This window comes from Flectobacillus sp., assembly GCF_049240685.1.
Taxonomy (GTDB): Bacteria; Bacteroidota; Bacteroidia; order Cytophagales; family Spirosomataceae; genus Flectobacillus.
Map to the genome: position 1 here is coordinate 1 of NZ_JBMLSD010000125.1, position 26173 is coordinate 26173.

The window sequence follows — 26173 nt, forward strand, 5'->3', positions numbered from 1 at the left end:
ATAGTATCTCCCACAAATGCTTGAGTAGCAAGTGTAAAATCGGCCTTGAGCGCATTTTTACTGTTGGTGAGGGTGTAGCTTTTTTCGACGGTACATCCTGTTTTGTTAGACACTACTACCTTATAGATACCAGGATTTACAATCGTGTAGGTAGACTGATTTGCTCGGGCTAATTCATTTGTGCCTTCTGTGCCATTAAAATACCAATGTATATTTTTCCCTTTATTTTTTACCTCCAAAGTAATGCTTTGCCCTATACAGAGGGTATCTGCCCCTTTGCCCGAACCCAGAGCAAAGGTTTCTAAACTGTCTGTTTCTTGAATGGTATTTGTCAATTGTAATTGACAACCATTGGCATCTTTGATTTTGACAAGATAGTTTCCTGCATGAAGCGAGTCAAAGACTCCCTGCCCGCTATTCAGAGCTATGGTTTTACTCAAATTGGCATTACTGAGCAATGCTGTAAACGCACCCACACCTCCAGAGGCTTGGATATTGAGTTTGGCCGTATTTGTGCCGTAACAAATAGGAATTGACTTACTCACTTGTGCCAATATGGCCGATGGCCATTTGAGTTCGACCAAGCGGACGGTGTCTTGACAGCCTTTTCGATCGACTACTTTGTAGGTATATTGTCCTTGTGTTAGTCCGATAAATCGGTCACTGGATTGCTTGATTGCGTTATCTTGCCAATAGATATTACCGCCGTTTCCTCCTGTGGCTGTTAGTTGTACAATCCCGTTTGACTCGCCTAAGCATAGGGGATTAGATTTTGAGAATAAACTTAAATCTAATAGTTGCGGTTCGGTTGTTATTAGTTGTGAAGTGGCTAAGCACTTATTGGCATCTTTTACCCAAAAATTGTATTGACCAGCTCTTAATCCCGAAAACAAGCTATCACTGAAGTAATTTGTACTATCTTTTGAGTAGATATAACTCTTTACGCCACCTGTCACTTTTAGTAAAATAGCTCCATTGTTTTCCCCAAAGCATCTCACTGTATCTTGATAAACTGGGGTAATCACTAACTTGTCAGGTTGGGCTACCTTGATGCTAGTACTTAATTTACAGTTATTAAAATCATATACATTGACGATATAGTTATTTGATTTTAGCTTCGAGAAAATACCTGTCGGTTCAAAGGTTTCGGCTACTTCTTGATTTTGTAGTGAATAACGGTAGGGCGGCGTGGCTTGTAAACCAAGCACTTGAATCTGCCCTGTTAAATCACCAAAACAGTCATTTTCTTTTATCGTAATTTGGTTTTGTAATTGTGTAGGTTGGTTCAGGATATAATTTACCGTATCCACACAATTGTGACTATCTATTACATAAAATGTATAGGTTTTTGAATACAAATTTGAAAACTCCTTCGTATTTCCTGAACCGTCTATTGTACTCACTATTCCTTCAAAATTTGCTCTGTAATTCGGAGTTCCGCCTGTGACTGTAATATTGATTTTACCATTGCCATCGCCATAACATAATGGCATTGTACCAACAGATACTGTTTTAATTTTAGCAGGTTCTTTCAAAACTATATTACTGACGGTTGCTGTGCAGCCTTTGCGATCTGTTACCTTTACGGCATAGTTACCATCTGGAAGATTGTTGAAATAGCTGCTGCTTTGACTTCGACTTTGGTAGTCAATCGTGTATACATTTCCGTTATTGCCACCAGTAGAACTTACCTCAATAAACCCATCTTTTGATTGATAACATAAGGGATTCATGAAATCCTTTTGGGATATTGCTAGTAGATTCGGCTCGGTCAAGGTTAAGGTTTTCTCTGTTTTACACTGATTAGCATCTTTTGCATGAACAGTATAAGTACCTTTTCCTAATCCGCTAAAGCTATTATTTGAGATATAATTTGTACCGTCTAGGGAATAACTATATGCTGGAGTACCCCCTTGGGTGGGAATGGATATAAGGCCATTGGTTTCGCCAAAACAGCGAATTGTATCTTGATAATAGGGCGTTATCACCAGTTGAGGTGGTTCTATCAAGGTAATTGTTTTAGTACTAATACAATTATTAGCATCTTTTACCCAAATGGTATAATCACCTTTTTTGAGATTCTCAAAATTAGTTTCATTTTGATAGCTTTGATTATCTTTTGAAAAACGATAAGGTGAAATACCTCCTGTGGCACTGGCAAAAATTTTACCTGAAGCATCACCAAAACATAAGTTATCGTTCTTTGAGAGTTCTTCTACTAACAGTGTTGGTTCTGAAATCTGCACCTGAAGACTATCCTGACATCCCAAAGCATTAAGACTCGTTAGTTTGTAGCTCCCTTTTGCCAAACTCTCAAATCTACCAGAAGATTGCCACCCACCATTATTAATGTTATACTGAAAAGGTGCTTGGTTGTTATTCCCAGCTACTACTATTGTACCTGTATACCCTCCAAAACATAAGGCATCTGATTTACTCACCAACTGCAAATCTGAGCGGTTTTGTTCTTTTAGCTCTACACTCAGTACGTACTTACAACTTTGTGGTGTATCTCTGATTTCTATAGCATATATATTAGGGGATAGATTGCTAAAATAAGGATTACTGGTTTCTGGATTGTTATTGAGTTTGTAGACATACCCTCCATTTCCTCCTGTTACATTTACGACCGAAATATTACCATCTGAGTAGGTACAATTGATACCTGAAACCTGATAATTAGCCTTAATCCCATTAGGCGTTGATAGGTCAATATTTTGTCTATAGTAGCACAACTCATCGCTAACGGTGACTACATACGTTCCCGAAGATAATCCTGAAAATTGTGAATTAGTGGAAGCCGTTTGTTGAGTTGATAATTGATAGCTGTAGCCATTTCTACCTCCTTGAACATTGATGATACTAATGACTCCATCACTAGCATTACAAGTACTAGGTAAAGATTTATTTATATCGAAAGTTATTTTTGAACTTTTGGGAATAATCGTTACCGTATAATTTTTACTACAACCTCTAACATCCGTAGCAGTTACACGATAATCACCAGCTACCAACTCGTTGAAATAACCAGAGGTATTGTTTGAAGGGTTTATCGAGTTTCCAAGACTATTTACACCAGTAAGCGTGTAGCTAAAACCCCCATTCGAACCTGTTGCCAAAACTTTAGCCTCTCCTTTTGAGTAATAGTCACAGTCTACATCTTTTTTCATTAAGGTAGAAAAGACAATATCTGAGGGCTGAGATAGGTTTATACCTCCAAGGCTAAAAGTACAATTATTAGCATCTTTACCATACACCATATAATTGCCTGCTGAGAGCTGTTCAAAGCTAGGATTAGATTGTAAGGTATTTGTGCTCAAGCCCACCAAATATGGAGCTGTACCTCCTTGGCTAGTGACCACAATTTTTCCTGTTTTATTTTCATAACAAGAAAGATTTTCTGAAGAGGTTAGCGTAATGGTGTAGGCTTGTGCAGGCTGAGATACCGTCGTTTGAACAGATTTTTGACAATTGTTCCCATCCTTTACCAAAAAGGAATAGGTTCCGCTTGTCAAATTATTGAAAGTGTTTGCCGTTTGAAAGGTACTTCCATCCATGGTATAGCTATAATTGCCCACACCACCGTTAGTTTGAAGGCTTACAACACCATCGCTACCTTGATAACATTTTACTGCTGAGACAGATGACACTGTAAATATTATGTCGGTAGGCTGTGTAATAGTTTTATTAGAACTAGTTGTAATACAAGCATTTGCATCTTTTACCCATACTTTATAATCTCCAATAGCCAGAGCGCCAAATGTATCGTTATTTTGATAGGTAATGCCATCTAAAGAGTACTGATACGGTCCAACTCCCCCAGATGCCAAACCTTTAATGATACCCGAGTTTCCTCCATAACAAAGGACTTGGCTAAGTATATCGAAATTTGCTAAAACTACCGTTGGCTCTGTTATCTGAACGCTTTTTTGTAATAGACAGTTATTGGCATCTTTTAAGGAAACCATATAATTTCCTGCATTAAGACCAGTAAATTGATTTGTAGAAAGAAAGTTGACGTTGTCTATAGAATACACATAAGCTCCAACACCGCCGCTGGCATTAGCTGTAAACGAGCCAGTTGCCTCTCCCTTACATTTCACTGCTGTACTTTGAAAGTTCATCTCCAATGCACTAGGCTCAACCAAGGTGGTTGCACTACTTTGCAATGCTTTTACACAACCCGTTAGGTCTTTTACAAAAATAGAATAGGCTCCTGCTTTTAGTCCAGAGAAAACATTGTTGCTTTGGTAATTTGTACCTTCCTGACTATAGGTATAACCTCCATTTCCACCAGCAGCCTGAATGCTAAGTTGACCTGTCGATGCTCCATTACAAAGAATATCTTGCTTTTGAGTGACAGTTATGACAATATCGCTGGCTTCGAGCAGTTCGGCCTGCATGGTAGTTATACATTGATGACTATCTTGTACCTGAATGGTGTATTGACCTGCTCGAAGGTTTGAAAGAGTATTATCGGAACTATAACTGGATTGGGTACTTAATTTATAACTATAAGGTAAAGTTCCTCCTGATGCATTGATAACCAACTGCCCTGTACTGTTTCCATAACAGAGTATATCTTGTTTACTTTGAAGAGTAGCTAACAATACTGAAGGCTCAGTGATAGTGGTTATACCTGATTCTTTGACACATCCATTTGCGTCTTTTACCCAAATTTTATAATTGCCTGCTCCTAAATTATTTCTTAGTGAATTGCTAGAATAACTGGTATTATCCAAGGAATATTCATAAGGTGCGATTCCACCAGAAGCAGCTAGTGACAGAACTCCATCTTTTTGTCCGTTACAAGAGATTTGATTTTGGACAGTTATGGCAGGAACTACCTCGCTGGGTTGTGTAATCGTGCCAGTGGTAGTAATATTACAGAGATTATCTTTAACAATAATTTGATAATTTCCTGCTGTTAATCCCTGAATTTGTGAAGTTGTACCAAAGTTTATGCCTCCATCAATCGAGTATTGAATAGTTCCATTGGCAACGGAGTTAGAAGAATTAATTGTGAAACTACCATTGTTACCTCCAAAACAACTTACGTTGGAAGGGGTGATTGTCGGAGGCAACAACTTACTGTCAGAACTGATAGTGATTCCAGAGTTGGTACTGACACATCCACTCAAATCCTTGACATAGCCAGTGTAATTACCTGTGGCTAGATTGTCAAATTGAGCAGTAGATACATAATTCTGGCCATCTATCGAGTAAGTGTAAAAGCCTGTTCCACCCGAGGCTGAAAGGCTAATTCTTCCGTTTTTTTGATTAAAACAAGTTTCATTTTGTACCGAACTCGATAAAGCCAGAGGGCTGTTTCCATTTACAGTGGCAGATGTTGTTGACTCACAACCAGAAGCATCCTTTACTTTAATGGTATAATTTCCGGGGGCTAACCCGCTAAATGTGCTATTAGTTTGAAAACTTCCATTATTCAAAGAATAACTCAACGGGGCTTGTCCTCCGTTTGCCAATACACTGATACTTCCCGAGTTTGTACCTGCACATGCAGAGTTCACCACTGTGGTAGAAAGTGACATATCTTCCACAACCTGTAACTTTTGATAGACATTCAGGGCACCATCGACAGTCGCACTAACATAGTGCACTCCCGAACTTGCAGGACTGAGTTTAACGCCTGTGCGGTACGGCAATACAGCACTATTGTCTAAGGTACCTGTGGTGGTAGTGTACTTTACAAATCTGTCCAATTTACCATACTCTACACCATCGACATAGATACGATAAGAATTTTCATCAAAGGTAATTTTATAGCTGCTATTACTAAAATCGCCATCATAATGACTTATGTCATACTCGCCCAAATAATTTCGCTTCCAAATTTCAAAGCTATTATTCGTAATAAAGCGGACTTGCACACCTCCTACTCCGAAGGTGAAATCAAATCCGCTAGTATTACTTCCATTATGTTTGTACTCAATAGAATAAGGCGTAGAGCCTGAATAATAGGCATTTGCGGTTAGTTTTAAAAAATTTGAAGTACTTACCTGCCCAGACGAAATTTGATAGCTTGTTGAATTCCCAGCAAAATAGCTTGAAAAATCTCCAGCAGAAATCGTTGCGCCATTTACTTTGAAGGTTCCCAAACTGATAGGTGACTCTGTTGTAATATCTATCACCGTGGCCATGAGAACGTGGGCATTAATCGAAATTGGTTCACATTTTCCTACCTGTACTGCGGTAGAAAGCTTTTCGTAGGCAGGCAATGAGTATGTTGCACCAATCCCATTGCTCTGATAGCTATTGCCTTGTGGAATCTCAATATACACATAGTCATCAGATACAACCACAGGGTCTGAGGTTTCGTTGAGACATACATCTTTAACGACTAATACATCGTTGGGTTTTAAGAAACCAAACTCTATAGCCGCACTATAAAATCCTCCACGAGTGCCTCCACCCACATAAAAAAATGAGTTGGGATATCCTGAGCCCATGAAGTAATCTTGTCCCTCTATGAGCTTTACGCCGTTTTTATAAAACTCATAGCAATTCCTGTCTGTAGATAGCATTTGTCGAACCACTAGGCTACGATCTGTGAACTTTTTTAAATCCAAAACTGGTTTGCTAACTTGAGCTAAACCCTTTTGTAACAATGTAAAACACAATACGATTAGGAGTAGTATTTTTTTCATTTTTATATTAATAGCAAGATGAAATAAGTTATTAGTCAACAGCTTATCGGTGAAGATAATGCGTTCAAAATCAAAAGGATATTACTATCATTTATCTCAAGGAGACCATTTATAATATCATGGCTGTTCGTTAAGAATATTATTCTATGGCTAATACAAATCTGGTTTTGATTTGATACAGTATCGTAGTTTCATTACTAAGAATCAGGCTGATACCATATTTACCTTTGGTCTGAGGAACCTCAAAGCTTAGGCGTTTATTTGCAGGGCTATAGAGTGCATTTTGTACAAAACTATTGTTGTTACTTTCCAGTTGGATTTGATAGAACCTCGCTGGAATTTTCTCGAAATTTGAAGTAGTAAATCCTACATTTGTACCCGCTTTAAGTGTAGTTTCGCTTACTTTCTCGGAATCAATTAAATAGGGCATATCCTTGGAGTACACCGTAATCGATTGTGCAAACGTTGAACTTTCCTTTTTCAAAGAAGAGTTAATAACTTTAATTTGATAGTTACCTTCTTTAATAGTAGTGGGCACCTTGCAGAGTAGGGTATTGTTACTAATACTTGCAGGAATAGATATAGAGGCGACACCACTACCCGTCAGTTTGAGTTGGTACTCATAATTTTTGGAGAAATATTTACCAAAAACCTTCATATTTTCTTCTTGAATTACATCCAGATAATCCAGAGAATCAATAGAAGGGGTTGGATATTCCACTTGTATAGGTTGATTGTACTCAGTTGTTTTATTTTTTACTCGAAGTGCTAAAAAGTATTTCCCTGGTAATAAATTGTCTTGAGAAGAAACTCTTACATGTAATGAATCTATTAGTTCAGTTTTTAAAGGGGTAGCTGTACTTCCATCGCTGATCGAAGCTTGTACATCGGTAGGGTTGAGGCCAAAGTATTTACCAAAAACCTCAATTGTTGCTCCTGCTTCGATAGTGTCTTTATCGATGCTTGTAATTTCTGGTAAAGGTTGCTCATTTGAAATTACGTTTACTTCATAAATCACTTTTTCACCCGACTGTGACACTAAGGTATAATACACTACTCTCGTAAAATTTTGAGGTACGGTTACGGCAGGAATAACTGTAGAAGCGTTTTGAGTTTTTATGATAGGAACAACTGAGGTTAAATTTGATTGATAAGGTACCAAAAGCGTGATTTTCTTTTGAGCCTCTGAAATATCGGCTTTAAGTACCTGAATCCCATCCAAAGAAATTGAGCTAATGGTGGGTAAAATACTGATTAAGTCTTTTTCTGTTTTACAAGAAAAAAAGACAGCGAGACAAGAAAAAACAATTAAGTGTAGTTTTATTTTCATAATAAATAGCAAAAAACAATAAACTTGTATTAAATAAGAAAAAACTAAAGTACTTATTTATTTCAAAATTTTATTCTTATTTGACTATAAATTTTAAAATTAGTCACATTTTTTTTGAATGAGTGGATTATTACTTGTTGTAGCATCAATAGGAGGACGGAAATAGGCCGTATACATTACGCCTTGATTAGCAAGCACTAAGGTGCATATTCTGAAATTGTGTAGACTTTTTGAATGGTGCTTACTGTGCAACACTAAACTCTAATTTTCTTCGTAATAGGCTAAAATCTGTGAGTAAAACGCATCAAAAAGTTTAGGATAGCATCACAAAAGACTTTTCACCCCATGCCTATTGCTAACCGACTAATGCACACAACTTAAATCTAATTTAATCTGCACTAGCCTATAGCATTAGGCATAAGGCTACATAGAATTTGGCATGAAAACATAAAGACCTTTTTCTGCGGAAGGGTATTTATTTTCTTAAATCAATAATCTAATTTTATTTTGCTCAATTATGGATACAACTCTGTACAAAAAATCAAGTCTTGTCGGAGTCTGGCAACATGTTACCGTTTACAACCGAGAGTTGAAATAGTTATTTCTTAATCCCAAACACCATTTCCAGTTGTTAAAATCAATGGAGCACCATCTGTTACCACTATCGTATGCTCGTGCTGAGTCATGTAGCCACCTTTATTACCTACCATAGTCCAGCCATCAGAAAGGGTTTCGGCAATGGTAGAGTGTGTAGCGATGAAGGTCTCGATAGCCACAACAGAATTTCTTTTAAATTTCTCGAAATTAAGTCGGTTTTTATAGTTCAAAATCTCGTGGGGAGGCTCATGCAATCTTCTACCAACGCCATGTCCTGCCAAATTTTTAATTACTTTATATCCTCGTTTTTTCGCCTCCTTTTCAATCATTTCGCCAATATCTGCAATTCTTACTCCTTCTCTGATGTGCTCGATAGCAATTTTTAAAATTTCTTTCGATGCATTTACTAGTGGCTGATGATTGTGGATATCCTGCCCTACTACAAAGGAACAACCATTATCAGAATAGTACCCGCCGAGTTCGGCCGATACGTCGATATTGATTAATTCGCCTTCTTTCAATATCTTTTTGTCGGAAGGAATTCCATGGCAGAACTCTTTATCGGTGCTAATACAAGCCCAGCCTGGAAATTTATAGGTTGCATAAGGTGCCGATTTTGCGCCATAGGATTTTAGAATCTCGGCTCCAAAATCATCCAATTCTTTGGTTGACATACCGACTTTGGCATATTCACACATCTTTTTGAGCGTTTGGGCAACCACTTCACTAATTTTCTTAATACCAACTAATTCTGATTCATTTTTGATGAGCATGTTTATTGCTTGTTGTTTTGATTTGGTAAAACTCTCAAAATAACGAGGCATTCAAATGAAAACCTGTTATTTACTTACAAAACTACTTTAAAAATTTGAAAGTATCAGAGCTTTACCACACCTAGGAAACAATATGAGACTCAGAAATATGATTGTTCAAACTCCAAACTGTTTTAAATGATGGTCGAGATGCTTATACATCATGTTATTCCATTCGGTCGTACTCAATTTGCCAAAGGAGTGAGATTCTTTCTGGTCAAAATAGCCTTCGCCTAATTGTTGAGTTTGTGAGATAAAATTAATTAAACGATTTTTTTCTGATTCAAAATCTTTTTGCTCGGTAATGATAAATGCAGGAGCAGTTTTTAAACTTTGCTTGTAAGGCACTTCGTTCACTACAAAGTTTTTTACAAAAGATTTCAAAAAGAACTTGAGGAAGAAGTTGGGTTTTGGATGTTTTTCCTCATACACCATTTCATAGGTCACACAGCAATGCGCGAGCATTTGTGCAACGCTCATTTTACCCCAAAGTGGTTGTGAATCCTTTTGAAGTGAATTAATTCTTTGAATCAATTCATGAGATATTTCAGTGGTAAAAATATTGGGTAAAGCCATATTGAGATTAGTGATAGTTAAATAAGGTTTTTTTTAATAAAAATAGGAATAATTTTACATAGCATAAAGAAAATCAAATACTTATATAATGAAAAACTTATTACGCATATTTATTTCAAAAACTCCAAAGAGGGTGTAAACGCAATACTAATTCTTTACACAGGTGATATTCTAACCGCTTAACCTTACTTTATCTCGACCAACTATAATTCCCATTTTTACTGAGCTTATTTTACTACCTTCAAACCAGAAACCAAAACACCTTTTGTATGAATTGTCCCAATTGTAACACCCCTGTATCCAATAACAACCTCAATATCCAAACGGATATCGGATTATGTGATAACTGTCAGCAGGTATTTAAGCTTTCAGCCTCGTTTAATCGTCCATCTTCACAAACAACATTTTCTTATGAATTAGATATGTCTCAGGTTCCTGAAGGCATCGCTTTCACAAAGCATGTTGATGAGATTTCTTTGCAAATCAAAAACTCCATTGGCTACGGTTTGATAGCAAGTCTGCTTCCTATTTCTGTCTGGTCATTTTTCTATTTTTTGGCCTCTGAGATCATCGATTGGGAATCAATGGAGCTGATAGTTAAATCGTTCGTTTTGGGTTTTGGAATATTATTTGGCGGCTTTATGAGTTGGTTATTTCTTCAAGCAATGTTTGGAGAACTCAATATCAATCTCACCAATAGAGGGGGAAATATTGAAAAAGGAATAAAAATATTTGGTTGGCATTCAATCTATTCTTTCGATTGGAAAACTGTGTCTGGCATTGAAGAAGAGCTTACTTATTACAAAAATAAAGACCAAATGCAGCCTATTTACCAAATAGTCATTTATGCCAATCAAAGAATCGAAATTGGTGAATCACTCACTGATGAGAAACGCTATTTTGTACTCAAGTTTTTACAATATTATTTAGGAAAGGTTAAAACTTCAGGTAAGTTGCAATAGCGTAAAACCCTCCTTATTACTAAACAAATTCTAAGCTCAATCTTTCTTTTTCAATTAAACCCTCCTATTAAAATCGCATCATACCTATACAAATTATCAATTTGATACAATAATCATTTTCGCCTATCGAATTGAATTCATTCATTTCAAAAACTATTTAAAAAAAGTATGAAAACGCTAGAAAATAAAGTAGCCGTAGTAACAGGTGGTGCTTCGGGAATAGGCTTGGCAGTAGCAATTGCTTATGCGAAGGAGGGTGCAAAAGTAGTCATTTCAGATATCAACGACGAACATGGCGCTGGTGCAGTAAAACAGATTGAGGAGTTTGGTGGCATTGCCGCTTACATTAAAGCCGATACATCCAAAGCTGAAGAGGTAGAGGCCTTGGTTCATGCAACCGTAAGTACGTTTGGAGGACTAGATATTATCTGTAATAATGCAGGAATTGGCGGTCAACTAGCCAACACTGGAGATTATAGTTTGGATAGTTGGAGAAAAGTCTTGACGGTAAATCTTGATGGCGTGTTTTATGGCTGTAAATATGCGCTTCAATATATGGAGAAAAACGGAGGTGGAGTAATCGTCAACATGGCCTCTATTCATGGCTGGGTGGCAGCTCCGATGTCCTCAGCTTACACTACCTCAAAACATGCCGTAATCGGTTTGACAAAAAATATTGGTGCAGAATACGCTCAGAAAAATATCCGATGTAATGCAGTTTGTCCAGGGTATATTCAAACACCCCTATTAGACCAAGCAAGCGGCGATATGAAAGATGCCTTGGCAGCCAAACATCCGATTGGAAGACTAGGCAAACCCGAGGAAGTAGCAGAATTGGTACTTTTTTTGAGTACAGAAAAAGCTTCATTCATTACAGGGGCAGCCTATTTGGTTGATGGCGGATACACAGCGGTTTAAGAGCTCTTTGTAATAAAAAGAAACCCAATGCCTATAAATTAGGCATTGGGTTTACCACAATACTCCCAATTTCTAACATTGTAGGACACAATGTTACCAGTTCATTTTCCTATTATACTTTTAAAAAAACCTTATTTTTATAAAGAATTTTTAACAAAATTATTTGCAAAAATGTCACCGAACACGCTGTTAAAACGTGGTGCCAATGCTCAGGTAAATGTGAAATAATACCACCAAATAAAAAGTTGGCGGTGTATCCAAAGTTTACCATACCCTCCGATGCCATATAAATTAAAATTGAGTTAGAGCCAATCCAGATGAAGGGTGATGCCCATTTTTGAAAGCCCCAGATATCTATAATTAGGTAAAAAATTACAAAAAACAACATTGAAAAGCCCCCAACTACACATACAAAAGAGCTAGTCCATAATCGTTTATTGATAGGGAATGAAAAATCCCATACTAAGCCTATCAATAGTAAGGCAAGTCCAGCCAAAGTTATTATACCAATCTTCGCATATCTTTGTTCGAAATAAGAACTTTTCAAAAAAGTTGTTGTAAAAACGCCCAATAGTGCTGTCCCAATGGCAGGTATAGTGGATAGCAATCCTTCAGGGTCAAATACCTTACTATGTAATCTTCCTGGTAAAAACAAACGGTCAACATAGGAGGCTAATGAGCCGTCTTTTGTAAGAACCCCAGCTCCAAAGCCCGGAACGGGAACCAGTTTCATGACTACCCAGTAAAATAAAAGAATAAAACAAAACCAAAAGACTTGTGTTTTGGTGTTTCCATTCAAGTAAATAAAACCTGCAAATAACCATGCCAAACCAATTCTACCCAAAACACTTGCTATTCTTGTTTGTTCATAGCCATTCCATTTTAGCAAACCATTGACAATCATTCCCAGTAAAATAAGTTTGAAAGTCCTCTGAATCATACTCCAATACAAGGCATTTTTACTTTCAGAAGGTAACTGAAATGGCTCCTCCACGGCAAAATGTTGTAATTTTTTCTGCATTGAAAAAGGCATTGATGCTCCCGCAATAAATAAAAACAAAGGGAAAATCATATCATAAAAAGTAATGCCATTCCATGCGGTATGATGCAGTTGTTCGGACATCCATTCGAATGCTGGAATATGCGTAGTTTCTGCCAACGCATGAATGATATGCTCACCACTCATAATCCAAAACATATCAAACCCTCTTAGCGCATCCAGCGAAATGAGTCTTAGATTTTTTGACTGATTGCTCATATTTTAGTTTGTCGAAAAACGTGTTCAATTTTCTTTTTTAAAAAACTCCCAAGGGGCAAAGTATTAGTTGCCACCCTGAAGTTTCGTCAAGCCTCGGCCAAAACAGCCCCTATTTATAGGCCTCCACTAGTGCTTTTTGATATTTCAAATGTAGTTTTTGTGCCAAAGTGATGCTACTTCCTTGCGGGCTTGTAGGGAAGGATTTTTGGGTAGTCACCCATTTCCATTCCCAATTACGAATTTGCTCGTCAAAAGCCTTCAAGTCTGGCTCTTTGTTTTCAGACATTGCCTTAGTTAACTCTTTAAAAAACTGGGTCCAACGTGGCTTATAAAAATCATTGAGCAAACCGCTCCACTGGCGATTAGAGTACTCGTGCAATGGACTGTTGGCATCACCCCAAAGCGTCACTAAATCTCTGGCATTCTGTTCATAAAGTGCTTTTTCTTGTGGGGTTGTACCCCACGTTCTCGCCGAATTAATCCAAGGCCCCAACATAAAATCTTTACGAGTTGCCAATAAAGCGTCCATATCAGAAATCAAGGTAAGAAAAGCCTCTGAGTCTACTTTGAACTGCGCTGCATTTTTGGTTTTGTATGACTCTTTCCATTTTTTCTGTAAAATCAAGGCATAATTTGCCAAAACCTGACGAGTAATATCTACGACATCATACTGAAATCCATCAGAATTTACACCTTTTTTGGAAGCTTCGATAAACAAATCCCAAGCAGGTAAAAGTTCTTTTGGTGGGTAATTCAATTTTGTACGAGTCCAAATCGTTGTGGAGTCAAAGGTAGGACGACCCGTAATAATAGACTCGGCACCATCACGGATATCTTTGCCATTGTAAACTGTTTTTCTTAGAATTTGCCAAGCCTCAACCAGAGATTTATCATCTGTTTTGTATCTATTTTTGGCATATTTTACTATCCATTCGTCCAAATTTATAGGCGTAGTTTGCCAAGTATGCTGCATCATCAATTCATATATGACTGGATTTTGTTCAATTGCCTCCATCGTCAAACCTATTCCTTGCAAATTCTTAGAATTTGGGTCATTGAGTGCTAATGCTGGCCCAGATGCTACCCCATCCATTCGTCCAAAAAGGTTGACGTTACCTCCGAAATTATTGAGCATATTCCAAATCCAAGGCTTTCCATAAAACGCTTCGGTTCTTTTCCAAACAGGTTCAATTTCGGTTGCCAAATCCAAAAGCAACATTTTATTATTGGGTACTGCATTTAATAATGCCTCAATTTGAGGAGCTTTCCAGAATTTTCTATCACTGTAAAACAGCCAACCTTGCATCACCCAAATACCATTTGGGTCTGCTTGACGAATGCCTTCATAAATTCTTGCACTCAATTTGGATAAATAGGCAGGCTCGTCCGTTGGTGGTTCATTTTCGTTAAAAGTATCCGCTGAATACAAGTGATTAGTTCCAAAAAGTTTGGTTTGTTTATCTATAAACTTTTTCCCCAATTCAGCAAAAAGCGGGTCCTCCGAATCGAGGATATAAGTATCACCAAATCCATTGGTCCAATTGGTAGCCTTAAGTTTGGCTTTAGGATATTTCTTTTTAAATGCTGCTGGTACGTGTCCAGTAAAGGCTGGCAATACAGGCGTCATGCCCAAAGCTCTTTCTCTTTGTAAAATTTTCAACTGGAGGTCTTTGTGCGATTTCATCCAGCTTACAGGCAAGGGTCCACCCCATCCGTCTAAATTCCCCATCCAAAACCAAGAGAAATAAGCGGGTCCACTAAAAAAGTCTTTCAAATCATTGTCAGAAAAACCCATTTCATTATACACCTCTCTCCAAGTGTATTCTTCACCCGTAATAGCCAATGGCATCGTGATTCCATGCATGGCCATCCAGTCAATTTCTTTTTGCCATCTATCCCAATTCCACCAAGACATGCTGTAATTGAATGTGCAATAATTGAGATAATAACGGTACTGATAGGGCGAAGATTTGGTGATTTTTGCTGAAAGCAAAGGTAATTTGGTAGGCAAATCAAGATTTTCACCATTCCACGTAATTTGGCAATGACAGTATTCAGTAAGGTAATAATATAATGCCGAGGCCACCGAAACACCATTGTTTCCACGCAAGACTATTTTATTGTTTTTACTTTCTATTTCAAAAAAGTCAAATGGTGCAGCGGTTGATAGCGACTCCACCACGAAGGATTCGGCCCTCTGCGGAATCACACGGGCTATGAGAGCTTGCGATTCTTTAATATTCAACTGTGCCATTGCGTCGGCACCTACAACTAGGCCAAGCAATATGCCACAAATTTTGAGAGTTTGGTAAAATGTTTTCATTAAAGTATAATCATTAAGTTAAGTAAACAAAGCTCATACATCTTTGAGAGCTTTGAAATGTAGGATAGATAGTAAGATTTTGAATACCTCTGACAAACCAAAATAATTTGTCAGAGGTAAAATAATTCACTAACGTATTTTATTATACGCAATTTCAAAATTTATGAGAGTGATTTACCTATTCAATAAATTTTAATTCAATTGGCAATAGTGATGTGCTTATAAACTTGAGCTGATTTTTCAAAACTCTATACTCGCAATTCATCACTCATTAATAACCTGGATTTTGCTTCAAGTTTGGATTCAACTGCAAGGCATTGCGAGGAATTGGGAAAATTCTACGGTAAGTATCTGCGTTAGTTTTGAAGCCCCACTTATTTTCAAATTTACCAAAACGAATCATATCATTACGGTGCCAAGCCTCGAAGGCAAATTCTCTAACACGTTCAGCATACACACCCTCCAAATCAATCGTCGTTAAAGCTGCAGCGGTAGTACGCTCTGAACGAACTTGATTAACCAATGAAACAGCCGTTGCACCGCCAGTTGGAGCGCCACCACGCAAAATGGCCTCTGCTTTCATCATCAAAATATCAGAATAACGGAATACCGGGATATCGTTATTTTGGTCACGGTTCAAAGAAGTAGCATCAGGATAAAACTTGATATTACGATATCCCATGTTCCAGGCAACCTCATCATTACCCACATCGAATGACGCAACACTTTGACGCAAAACAATATCAGGTGTAAGATTTACTTGGAAAGTCTTTGTTTCGGTAGGGTTGCTACCCTTATAAAATTGGTCGTATCCCAAATTTGTAGTAGTCACCGTAATTGGCGTAACGCCATCTGCCATATACTGCAATCCTGTTAACCATTGTCCGTTACGAATATCTTTGGTATCATTAAAATAAGCATAATATTCTGGCAATGTACTTGCCGAGCCAGCAGGCGTGTACGGCATGCTAAAGCGTTTTGCCATACTTCTCGGTACTTGATAACGTGCATGAATATTTACCGAACGGAATGGGAAGCTATTAGACATCGTCGGATTGTATGGAATCGCAAAGATAAACTCCTTCATTTGTGGCCCGTTATTTGGATAAAACATCTGCAAATAAGAAGCTCTCGGTTCAATTGAATACTTTCCAGAAGCAATAACCTTGTCACAAGCGGCAATACAATCATCGTAACGTTTGGTACCTGTATACACTTCAGCATTCAAATACATTTTTGCCAAAAGAGCGTAGGCAGTCCATTTGTTTGGACGTCCATATTGAGATACATCATTAGCCTCACTTAAAAAAGGAATACAAGCTTGGATTTCTTTTTCAACAAAATCAAAAACTTGGGCTCTTGGCGTATTGGTTTTTGGTGTAAAATCTCCATAGAGCGTATCCAAAGGTACATTTCCATAATTGTCCATCATCATGTAATAAGCAAAAGCTCTTACCATTCTGATTTCGGCAATTCCTGTATTTTTGGCAGCACCAGCTGGCATGGTAGTTCTCAAAATATTGATTGTTTGATTAGAAACCCCAATAATTGTAGACATCCAATACCAGTTTCCGTTCAGATAGCCATTGTCTTGTGTCCAAGTATGATAATGCATAGTTTGGTTTTGACCACCATCAAACCAGTTACCGCCACGGGCAGGCATAATACTTTCGTCTGTACTAAATGATTGCTGTTGGAAATATTCAACTGCGTAATTTCCTCTCAGCGCCACATACGTTGGGCCGGATGCCGAAATGTATTGGGCTGTATTTGAAGGGAATACATCAGGAGTAAGTTCTGTCGTAACAGGAACATACAAATCGTGGCAGGAGAACATGGCTCCCGACATCAAGATGATTGCAAGTATATGTAAAAATGTCTTTTTCATGATTTCAACTAAAAGAGGATTAGAATGATACATTAACACCTAACAAGAAGGTACGAGTTTTTGGATAGAAGTTGTTGTAATCTACCCCTGGCGCGATTCCACCTTGGTTTACCTCTGGGTCGATACCCTTATAACCTGTAATCACAAACAAGTTATTTACAGAAGTATACACTCTCAGGTTTTTAAGAACTCCAATTTTCTTGAAATTATATCCTAAAGTAGCATTGTCGAAACGAATGAAGCTACCATCCTCAATAAAACGGGAAGAATAGAAATAAGCATTATAATCAGCGGCAGATTCGTTGCCAGCATCTACCAAGATATTGGCATATTGCGCTGTATTTGGGCGGAACAAATCTGCACGAGTGGCATTGAAAATTTTGTTTCCAAATACCCCACGAATAAATACATTCAAATCAAAATTACCATATTTGAAAGTGTTGTTCCAACCCAATAGCAATTTTGGCTGTGCGCTTCCAAGGTATTTGTAATCTTTTCCATCCACTGGTGTAGTTGTCAATTTACCATCAGCACCTACAAATTGAGATACTCCATTAGCATTTTTTCCAGCGTATTCCAAAGCAAAGAATTGACCCAAAGGACGACCTGCTTTTAATATCTGTAATGAACGACCTGATTGACCGCCACCTTCTGGACGAGACAATAACACGGAGTCACCTCCCGCAAAAAGCGGATTTGTCAAACTAGTAATTACGTTGCTATTATGAGCCAAGTTCAAGGTGCTATTCCATGAGAAAGCTCCTTGTTGTATTAATTTTGCATTTAAAGTCAACTCAACACCCTTGTTGTTGATGCTACCACCATTGGCCACAATGCTACCAGTAGGCACTTTGATTGGGTCTACACTGTATGAATAAATCATACCCGTGGTATTTTTGTTGTAAAATTCAATCGAACCAGATAATTTACTTTTTGCTAAGGTAAAATCTAAACCGAGGTTAGTAGTAGATGTTTTTTCCCACTGTAAATCTGGGTTAGCTGCTTTGGTAGGGCCAAAAGCACCCGTAATAGCACCATTGTAATAATAAGTACCCAAACTTCCAGAGATAAATTGAGAAGTATAAGCATTAAAGCCTGAAGCGTTACCAGTCACCCCATAACTTGCTCTTAGCTTCAAATCATCAAAAATATTTTGGCCTTGTAAAAAGTCTTCTTGACTTACTCTCCAAGCCAAACCAACCGATGGGAATACCCCCCACTGATTGTTTGCTCCAAATACCGAACTGCCATCTCTACGTACAGAAGCCTGTAATAAATATTTACTTTTGTAGTTGTAGTTCAAACGTGCAAAGTCGGAAATCAAACGAGTTTCTTGATAAACACCATCAGGACCAAAGCTAATTTGATAACCCGAAATACCATAAGGGTTACTCAAAGCCAAGTTATTATACCCAATATTGTCTACTGGCATATTACTGGTTGTTACCTGAAAACCTTCTCCAATTTTGTTGTTTTGCCAAGAATAACCAATTACGGCATTAATTGAGTGATCGCCAAATTCTTTATTCCAAGTCAAAAAGGTCTCTAAAATTTTAGAGGTATTTTGATAGGAACTACGATTTGCTTGTCCATTTTTACCAAAAAGTTGATTAGTATGGAAACCTAAACCTGGATCTGGGTTATCATACATGTTGTTGTAATTAGTAGTATAATAACTATTGTAAAAACTTCCTGATAGGCTATTTGAGTTTAAATACGAAAGATTCAAATTATAAGTCAATCCAAAAGGCAATTGATATTCAGCCTTAAAACTTCCAATCAAATTACTATACTTCGTATTCATTTGGCTATTATTAATCATAGCCACTGGGTTGTAGTAATTATTGTTTTGTAAATTTTCAAAATAAGTACCGTCGCTTTTTAAGATTGGAGATACAGGTAAATACAAGGTTGATTGCAACAATACGGTATTGCGGTAAGGAATATCCTCTGCATCGCTGGTTGAGTTAGTTACTGAAAAACCTAACTTTAATTTATCTTTTAAAGCAAACTGTTCAACCGACAAACGTCCAATTACTCTTTCCAGAGAACTATTCAAAAGGATACCATCCTTTTTAACATAGTTTAAACTCACGCTGTAATTGCTATGCTCACCCCCGCCCGAAACAGATAGGTTGTGGTTTGTTGAAATGGCTGTATTTTTCTGAATAGCCGATTGCCAGTCAGTACTTGCGCCCAAATCATCTTTGTCCGTTAGACCAACACCCGTTTTTTTCAAAAAATCTCTTAGCTGGTCTGCATTCATCATATTTAGTCTGCTCGACACCTTTTCTGCACTTACGAAAGCGCTGTAGGAAACTTGCATTTGACCCGCCTTTCCTTTTTTGGTAGTTACCATAATTACACCATTGGCTGCACGGTTACCATAAATAGCAGTTGCAGCTGCATCCTTCAACACGTCAATCGACGCAATATCATCAGGCGCAATGGTTGAAATATCAGCTCCTGGCACTCCATCGATTACATAAAATGGTCCTTGCGAACTATTCAAAGTTGACGCACCACGCATCACTACTGCAGCAGGCTTGTTGGGGTCACCACTCGCTGTGATATTCAAACCCGGAACCTTACCTTGTAATAATTGACCTACATCAGTCATGGCTCCCTTATTCAATTCTTCAGTTTTAACTGAACTTACAGCACTTGACAAGTTTTTACGTGATTGGCTACCATAACCTACAACAGCAACTTCGGTTAAAGAAGTAGCAGACTCCTGTAAAGCAAGCGAAATAAATGTTTGATTACCAATACTAACCTCTTTTCCATTGAAGCCAATGTAAGAGAACACTAAGGTTTCATTTTTAGAAGCATTTAAGGAAAATTCTCCATTTGAATCGGTAGTTGTACCACGGGTTGTACCCTTCACGGCAACACTCACACCTACTAAAGGCTTTCCGTCGGTCGAAGAGGTGACTTTACCTTTTATTGGATTCGCCACTACCTCTACTGGAGCCAACACAGGTGCCACTTTGGCAGGTTTCAATACAATGGTTTTATCTACAATAGAGTATTCGATTTTCTCATTGGCAAAACATGATTCAAGAACTTCTTCTAACTTAGCATTCTTTAGTGAAACGGTTACTTTATCAGACTTTTGTAACAAGTCGGATTTATACCAGAAGGTATAACCACTTTGACGTTCGATTTCTTTAAAAACTTGAGTAACACTAGCATTTCGAAGATTGATATTAAATCTCTGCGAAAAACTAACAGCACTTACCTGTAAACATATCGTAAGCGATAAAATAAAGGTTAGTTTCATGACCCGGTAAAGTTTTGTGGAAAAGTGCCCACGACAGGAAGCCGAAAGGCATGGCAAATCCAGCCTAATTTGGAAAATAGGATTGCGATTCATACTTTTGTTTGGGGTTTAAAAAATAAGATACTTGGAAAACTGATTTTTATCAAACTCCGAATGTAAGCGAAGACGTGCCAGCGTTTTCGCTTTTTCTTTGTTCAATGTCTTGTCGTGAAATAAGTGTCACGGGCACTGTACTGGTTAAAAGAATATAAGTTATAAATACCGTATCTCGGTCGACTCGAAATTGTATCTATCATTTAATAATCTATTGATGCTTAATTTTTTCATAGTTAATAGGAAATCAATTTCCACTAACGCAATTCCACCCTATTTGTACTCAGTAGTAAACTTCACTTATGGGGTAATAATAATTTTTTTGCCCTCTATTTTAAAATCAACTTCACTCATAGACAGAATCTTAAGCACATTCGAGAGATTGGTATTGCGAGGAAGCTTTCCCGTAAAATGCTCGTTGGATATTTTACCAACATATTCAATATCAACATCGTACCAGCGCTCAATTTGTCGCATCACTTGCTCTAGACTGGCATCATTAAATTGGAAATAGCCGTTCTTCCATGCCAATTCCTCTTCAATATTCACATCATTGACCGTTCTGAAAATATTGCTATTGATACCAACTTTTGATTGCTGACCTGGTTGTAAAATAGTCGTCTTTTCATTATTACTTACTTTTACCGAACCTTCAAGTAATGTGGTTTTAATCACCTTTTCATTCTGAAATGCCATTACATTAAAGTGTGTTCCCAACACTTCAACCTCTTGTCCTTGCGTTACAACTTTGAAAGGCATTTTTGGGTTTTTAGCTACTTCGAAGTACACTTCTCCTGTCATTTCGACTTTTCTTTCTTTTCCAGTAAAAACTGTTGGAAATCTCAAGCTAGAAGCTGCATTCAACCACACTTTAGTACCATCGGCCAAAACAACTTGAAATTGTCCCCCTTTAGGTGTTGTCAAGGTATTATACATAGGCTTAGCTACAGCAATTTGTGCGCCTTCATAAACTACCTTACCACTTTGGGTTTTTCGAATATCGGTTTCGCCTTGCTTACCCAAACTACCATTGGCTGTGTTATCTAATACGACAGTCGAACCATCGTCGAGGGTCAATACAGCCTTATCTCCTCCTGGCAGCACATCATGCTGTTGAAATGATTTTACTTCAACCAGACGATTTTCGGTTCGTTTTAAATTTACATTATATTGTAACCAACCAAAAAAACTCAAACCTATAAGCAATGCCACCGAAGCCGCCATTCCATATTTTGTACGCCAGAAACTTACCGCTTGATACTCCTCCTCCACAGGCGTTTCGTCGTCTTGATGATTAAAAATATTATTCAAGATTCTTTCTGACATTTCTTCGGGCATTACTCGCTCAGGTTTGTAATTTTTCCAAACACCAGCGAGTTTTTGTCCTAATTCTAATTCAGAACTGGCATCTACCCACTTCATGAGCTCCTGCAATTCCTCTTCGGAACAAGTGCTCTGAAAATATTTATCTATCAAAAGGTCAATTCGTGTCGAAGGCATATCACTTCTATGGATTTTACTCCCTTGGTTTATGGTTTTTGAAAAATTCCCAATGGTTAAAACATACAACCGTAGGGCTCACGGAAGAGGTTAGCTAAAAAGAAGACAATTGTCAAAAAGGATAGGACTAGTTTAATTGAAAAAAAAAATAAATTATTTTTTCAATTCGTACCAAAAAGCAAGAACCATTAAGATAACAGCCTGATATTTAAGACTTTTCTTAATTGTATTTAAAGCTTGGATAATGTGATTTTTTACGGTAAGTGGAGAAATATTAAGCATTTCTGCAATTTCATCATGTTTGAGATATTGCTCTCGGCTTAGTTGATACACCAATTTTTGTTGTGGAGGCAATGTTTCAACAATTTGTTGAAGTAGAAAAGTTGTTTCTTCAAACTGAATTTTATGGTCTGTGCTGTAATCCTCCTCAGTTTGGGTTTCGAGGTATTCGACATATAACAAGGCTTGACGTGCCCTAGATTTGAAAGAATTAATGGCGTAATTTTTTGCCATTCTAAACAGATAGGAATCAAATGAAATTATGTTTACTAAATCAGCCTTATCTTTCCAGAGTTTCAAAAAAATCTCTTGAATGATATCCTCCGCCACATCGCTAGATTCAGTAATTCGGAACAAATAACCATAAAGTTTATTTTTATAAGTATGAAAAATCAAAGAAAATGCCTCTTCACTACCATTAGAGGCATGAATAAGCAGTTCTTTTTCATCATATAATGTCTTTGTAGTCATTCAATCATTTATCAAAAGGTAACTAATTCCAAATAGAATACTTGTATAAATCTACTCAATTTTTTCAAAAAAATATAACTTTTGGATTATTATTGTATCATAATCATCCAATAATACTGTAAAAAAATTTAATAAACGGAAACATAGTGCCGAAATACATCAGAAATCGATTGAAAAGCAAAAAACACTTATCGAAATAATAATAGTACTTTTCCAATATTTAATCAAAAATAACACAGAAGTATCGATATGACAAAAAATCCCCAGCAATGTATTTCAAATCATTACTGGGGATTTTACTACTGAACAATTATGTTGTTTATTTCTTTTTTGCTTTTGGGTCTTCCAAACTGATGGCAATTCTAAAGCTTGTTTTTTTAGGACTATTATTTTTTACTGTAAAAGTATAATCTTTCGTCACCGAAATGGTAGCTTGATAAGGGTCAGCATTTGGCTCAATCGACTCTTTGCCCAATTCCATCATACCTTTTTTGGTATCGTCAATAAAACTCAATGTCAATACTTGTCCTTTCGTTGCTTTGAACACAAAACTTTTACTGCTGTTAGCCTCAACTTTTTGTTCCCATACCAAAGAATTAGAACCTTCCTTTGCAAAATCGATACGTTTTGGCGCTTGTGCCAACGAGGCATTTACTGCAACAACAAAAGTGAATAATACAAGAGTGGCGAGTTTGAAAATGTTGTTTTTCATGTGAGATATGTTAAAGTGTTTAACCTGAGAAAGTTTCTCAGCTCGCCAAGATACCAGTTTTTTAAAATGGAAAACAAAAGACTGTTTAAAAACCACGATGACAAAATGATGACAAAAAAACAACAAGGAAATTTCAGCGATAATTTAGTTTTTTTAGCATTTAACTTTAAGATAAAATCATAAGAAAATTGAATACTGACTAGCGAGCAAGCACTAGCTGCGATGGCAACATTTTACTCCATTTTTGAGTACATCAAATTATTTGGATTGAGATACATACAATTGTTCCTAAAATCGATGATGGTGGTGAAGCGTTTCAAGATTAGATTCCCAATATTTCCCAGCCTATCTGGTGTATCAGGATCTTTTTGTGGGACACTCAATTGTATATTGTAAAGTTCAAAATCTGCAATTTTTAGTCTTCGCAACAACAAAACATCAGTTACGATATTTATATCTGCTGTTCCAATCCAACCAGATTCCCCAAGTTTATTGAGCTTGCCAGCTAAATTATGCTTAGTAAAATATTCCTTAGAAATACTTAATGAACCATCCGAACCCGAATCAAAATCAAACCATTCTTCGTATTCAGTATTATTAACAATCATCTTGCATTTTATGTAGGGTATACCATCAATTAATCTAAAATCAAGCTTTCGATAGTCTCCAGAAATAGGTGGTAATGAGTCATAAACAATCATTTTTTTTGTTTCATAGTTGATTTTTAAGACTTTATTCTGAAAAGCCACCCAACCCAACACAGCATCGAAGGGAGAATCTCCGAAATCTATTGCTAGAAGTGGTACTTGATTCCAGGTTAATCCATTTATTGTTAATTTATTTTGTGAGCTAGTAGGCACTCTTTCCACCCCATCGGAACCAACATTTAGAAACGACCCATCTAACTTTACTTTTACCTTTTTATCAATCAAAGGTGTTGAAATAACCATTCCAGAAGCGCCTGTATCGAACAAAAAGGTAAGCGTGTCAGAATTATTGATGCTTCCTTTCAAATAAATTCGACTGTCCTCCCCTATGCTAAAAGGTATTGTATCATACTTTGATGACTTGTGTTTGGTATAGGCGTAATTTGGATAGCTAATAACTTGATTTTTATTGGTGTTAATTTGTGTTTTGATGGTATCCTTTCCATTTTGAACTATCAAAAAATCTACTATTTTATTCATTTCAACCTTGAAAGTGATTGAATCAATATCGGAGATATAAGTTATTTCTTGTGTTTTTGTAAATGGTTTCGGGACATAGACATCAGGATTGGCCTTGGCGATAGGATGCTGCTCATGAATTTCGGATTTTCCTTCTCTAATCTTAATGGTCTTGGCATTAGACTTGAGAATTGGCAACGTTTTTTGGGCAAATGAACATTGACAGAGTAAAAAAGATAGGATAAAAAATAGTTTTTTCATGTTTGAGAAGTTTGATTTGGTGCAAAATAACAAACCTCCCAACTTGTAAAATAGAACAAAATTAGCCTGTTTAAAAATTTCTGAATGATTTTGGATTGAGTCCAGTCAAATGTTTGAAGGTTCGCAAAAAATGGCTCTGATCCGCAAATCCGCAAAAATGTGCAATCTCAGTCAAAGATTGATTTGAAGATTTTAGTAAATCCAGACTTCGCATTACTCTTAATCTTCGTAAGTATTCACTGATAGTACAGCCAAAATATTTTGGAAAATGCTTTGATATCGTCACAGGATGAACACCCAACAAAATAGATAACTCTTCAAGACTGTGATTGTAATTCCAATTGTCATTTAAAAATTCTTCCAACTTTAGACACCACAAAATCTGTTGATAATCTTTCACATCAGCTTCGGCAACAAAATCTAATATAAGTGAATGTAGTGCAGTTTGAGACAAGCCATCGTTGAAATTGAGTTCAGAATTGAGTTTGAGCATAAACAGTTTGCTTCTTACGTTTTTTAGCACTGCTTTTTCTAATAACTCTTCCGAAATATCATGTTTTTGTAAGAAATAGGAATCAATTTCAAGGTTTAGGTTTTTAGTATCTGGAGTAAATGGAATTGTTTGGTGAAATTCTCCAGAATGATAAAACAAAACATCCTTTGAAGTTTTAACAGCAGTTTGATTGTTTTTCCTTTCCAAATGCGCACCATTAATGATAAAACTCAAATGCGGATTTGCATGATAATGGTAAGACTGATCGACCTTGTCATGATAGGCAGTTTTGCTGGTTATGATGCCCTCAAATTCAACTAAATTTAAGATATTCCCAGAATATTCACCTTTGTTTAGCGTACTCATATTTCTTTTAAATGTAGTTTAGATCATATTGAATTCTTCGTTTTGCAGTCTAACGAGAAGTATCCTTCATTCATACAGCATTCATTTAATCCTCTTGGTTTATCAAAGGTAAATGGAAGACTGGTTGAAAACTTGTTGTAATAGCAATAGCAAAATTTAATATTTTTTAGTTTAGAACGGAGCTTTATCATTATAATTTTATCCTTATACAATATTT

At 36.9% G+C, this 26173-nt stretch carries 15 protein-coding genes; 2 read left to right on the forward strand and 13 right to left on the reverse strand.

Annotated elements, in window-relative coordinates:
* The 4 genes from ACOVQ4_RS05735 to ACOVQ4_RS05750 all read right to left on the reverse strand — a co-directional run.
* A partial coding sequence (locus ACOVQ4_RS05735) for a SprB repeat-containing protein (RefSeq protein ID WP_421819695.1) occupies window positions 1-6668 on the reverse strand: 6668 nt, incomplete at its 3' end.
* Window positions 6669-6807: 139 nt separating this feature from the next.
* Window positions 6808-7998, reverse strand: coding sequence for a hypothetical protein (locus ACOVQ4_RS05740; RefSeq protein ID WP_421819696.1), 1191 nt, complete (start codon window positions 7996-7998; stop codon window positions 6808-6810).
* Window positions 7999-8603: 605 nt separating this feature from the next.
* Window positions 8604-9368, reverse strand: a complete 765-nt coding sequence (gene map, locus ACOVQ4_RS05745; RefSeq protein ID WP_421819697.1) for a type I methionyl aminopeptidase — start codon at window positions 9366-9368, stop codon at window positions 8604-8606.
* A 156-nt stretch (window positions 9369-9524) separates the two neighbouring features.
* Window positions 9525-9983: a DUF1569 domain-containing protein gene (locus ACOVQ4_RS05750; protein ID WP_421819698.1), complete on the reverse strand. Its 459-nt coding sequence runs from the start codon at window positions 9981-9983 to the stop codon at window positions 9525-9527.
* A 269-nt stretch (window positions 9984-10252) separates the two neighbouring features.
* Here ACOVQ4_RS05750 and ACOVQ4_RS05755 point away from each other — a divergent pair, with 269 nt between their 5' ends.
* Together ACOVQ4_RS05755 and ACOVQ4_RS05760 are read left to right on the forward strand one after the other, a co-directional pair.
* Entirely contained in the window at window positions 10253-10945 is a 693-nt protein-coding gene (locus ACOVQ4_RS05755; protein ID WP_421819699.1) for a hypothetical protein, read from the forward strand.
* A 168-nt stretch (window positions 10946-11113) separates the two neighbouring features.
* Complete coding sequence (locus ACOVQ4_RS05760; RefSeq protein WP_421819700.1) at window positions 11114-11863, forward strand: SDR family NAD(P)-dependent oxidoreductase; 750 nt, start codon at window positions 11114-11116, stop codon at window positions 11861-11863.
* Between the two features lie 112 nt (window positions 11864-11975).
* On the opposite strand, the gene ACOVQ4_RS05765 is transcribed toward ACOVQ4_RS05760, so the two are convergent.
* From ACOVQ4_RS05765 to ACOVQ4_RS05805, 9 genes are all read right to left on the reverse strand, one after another.
* The gene (locus tag ACOVQ4_RS05765; RefSeq protein WP_421819701.1) at window positions 11976-13121 is read right to left on the reverse strand and encodes an acyltransferase family protein; all 1146 of its coding nucleotides are present in this window, start codon (window positions 13119-13121) and stop codon (window positions 11976-11978) included.
* A gap of 109 nt (window positions 13122-13230) precedes the next feature.
* On the reverse strand, window positions 13231-15444 hold the full coding sequence (locus ACOVQ4_RS05770) for an alpha-N-acetylglucosaminidase (RefSeq protein WP_421819702.1): 2214 nt from the start codon (window positions 15442-15444) through the stop codon (window positions 13231-13233).
* Window positions 15445-15715: 271 nt separating this feature from the next.
* The gene (locus ACOVQ4_RS05775) at window positions 15716-17332 is read right to left on the reverse strand and encodes a RagB/SusD family nutrient uptake outer membrane protein (RefSeq protein WP_421819703.1); all 1617 of its coding nucleotides are present in this window, start codon (window positions 17330-17332) and stop codon (window positions 15716-15718) included.
* 19 nt (window positions 17333-17351) lie between these two features.
* A complete protein-coding gene (locus ACOVQ4_RS05780) occupies window positions 17352-20615 on the reverse strand; it encodes a TonB-dependent receptor (protein WP_421819704.1) in 3264 nt (1087 codons plus the stop codon).
* 393 nt (window positions 20616-21008) lie between these two features.
* Window positions 21009-22208 (reverse strand): FecR domain-containing protein, encoded by a 1200-nt coding sequence (locus ACOVQ4_RS05785; RefSeq protein WP_421819705.1) that lies wholly within the window; start codon window positions 22206-22208, stop codon window positions 21009-21011.
* Window positions 22209-22361: 153 nt separating this feature from the next.
* Complete coding sequence (locus ACOVQ4_RS05790) at window positions 22362-22958, reverse strand: RNA polymerase sigma factor (RefSeq protein WP_421819706.1); 597 nt, start codon at window positions 22956-22958, stop codon at window positions 22362-22364.
* A gap of 319 nt (window positions 22959-23277) precedes the next feature.
* The gene (locus ACOVQ4_RS05795) at window positions 23278-23670 is read right to left on the reverse strand and encodes a hypothetical protein (RefSeq protein WP_283343535.1); all 393 of its coding nucleotides are present in this window, start codon (window positions 23668-23670) and stop codon (window positions 23278-23280) included.
* Window positions 23671-23903: 233 nt separating this feature from the next.
* Window positions 23904-25097 (reverse strand): aspartyl protease family protein, encoded by a 1194-nt coding sequence (locus ACOVQ4_RS05800; protein WP_421819707.1) that lies wholly within the window; start codon window positions 25095-25097, stop codon window positions 23904-23906.
* 70 nt (window positions 25098-25167) lie between these two features.
* Window positions 25168-25956, reverse strand: coding sequence for a helix-turn-helix transcriptional regulator (locus tag ACOVQ4_RS05805; protein ID WP_421819708.1), 789 nt, complete (start codon window positions 25954-25956; stop codon window positions 25168-25170).
* Between the last annotated feature and the right edge of the window lie 217 nt (window positions 25957-26173).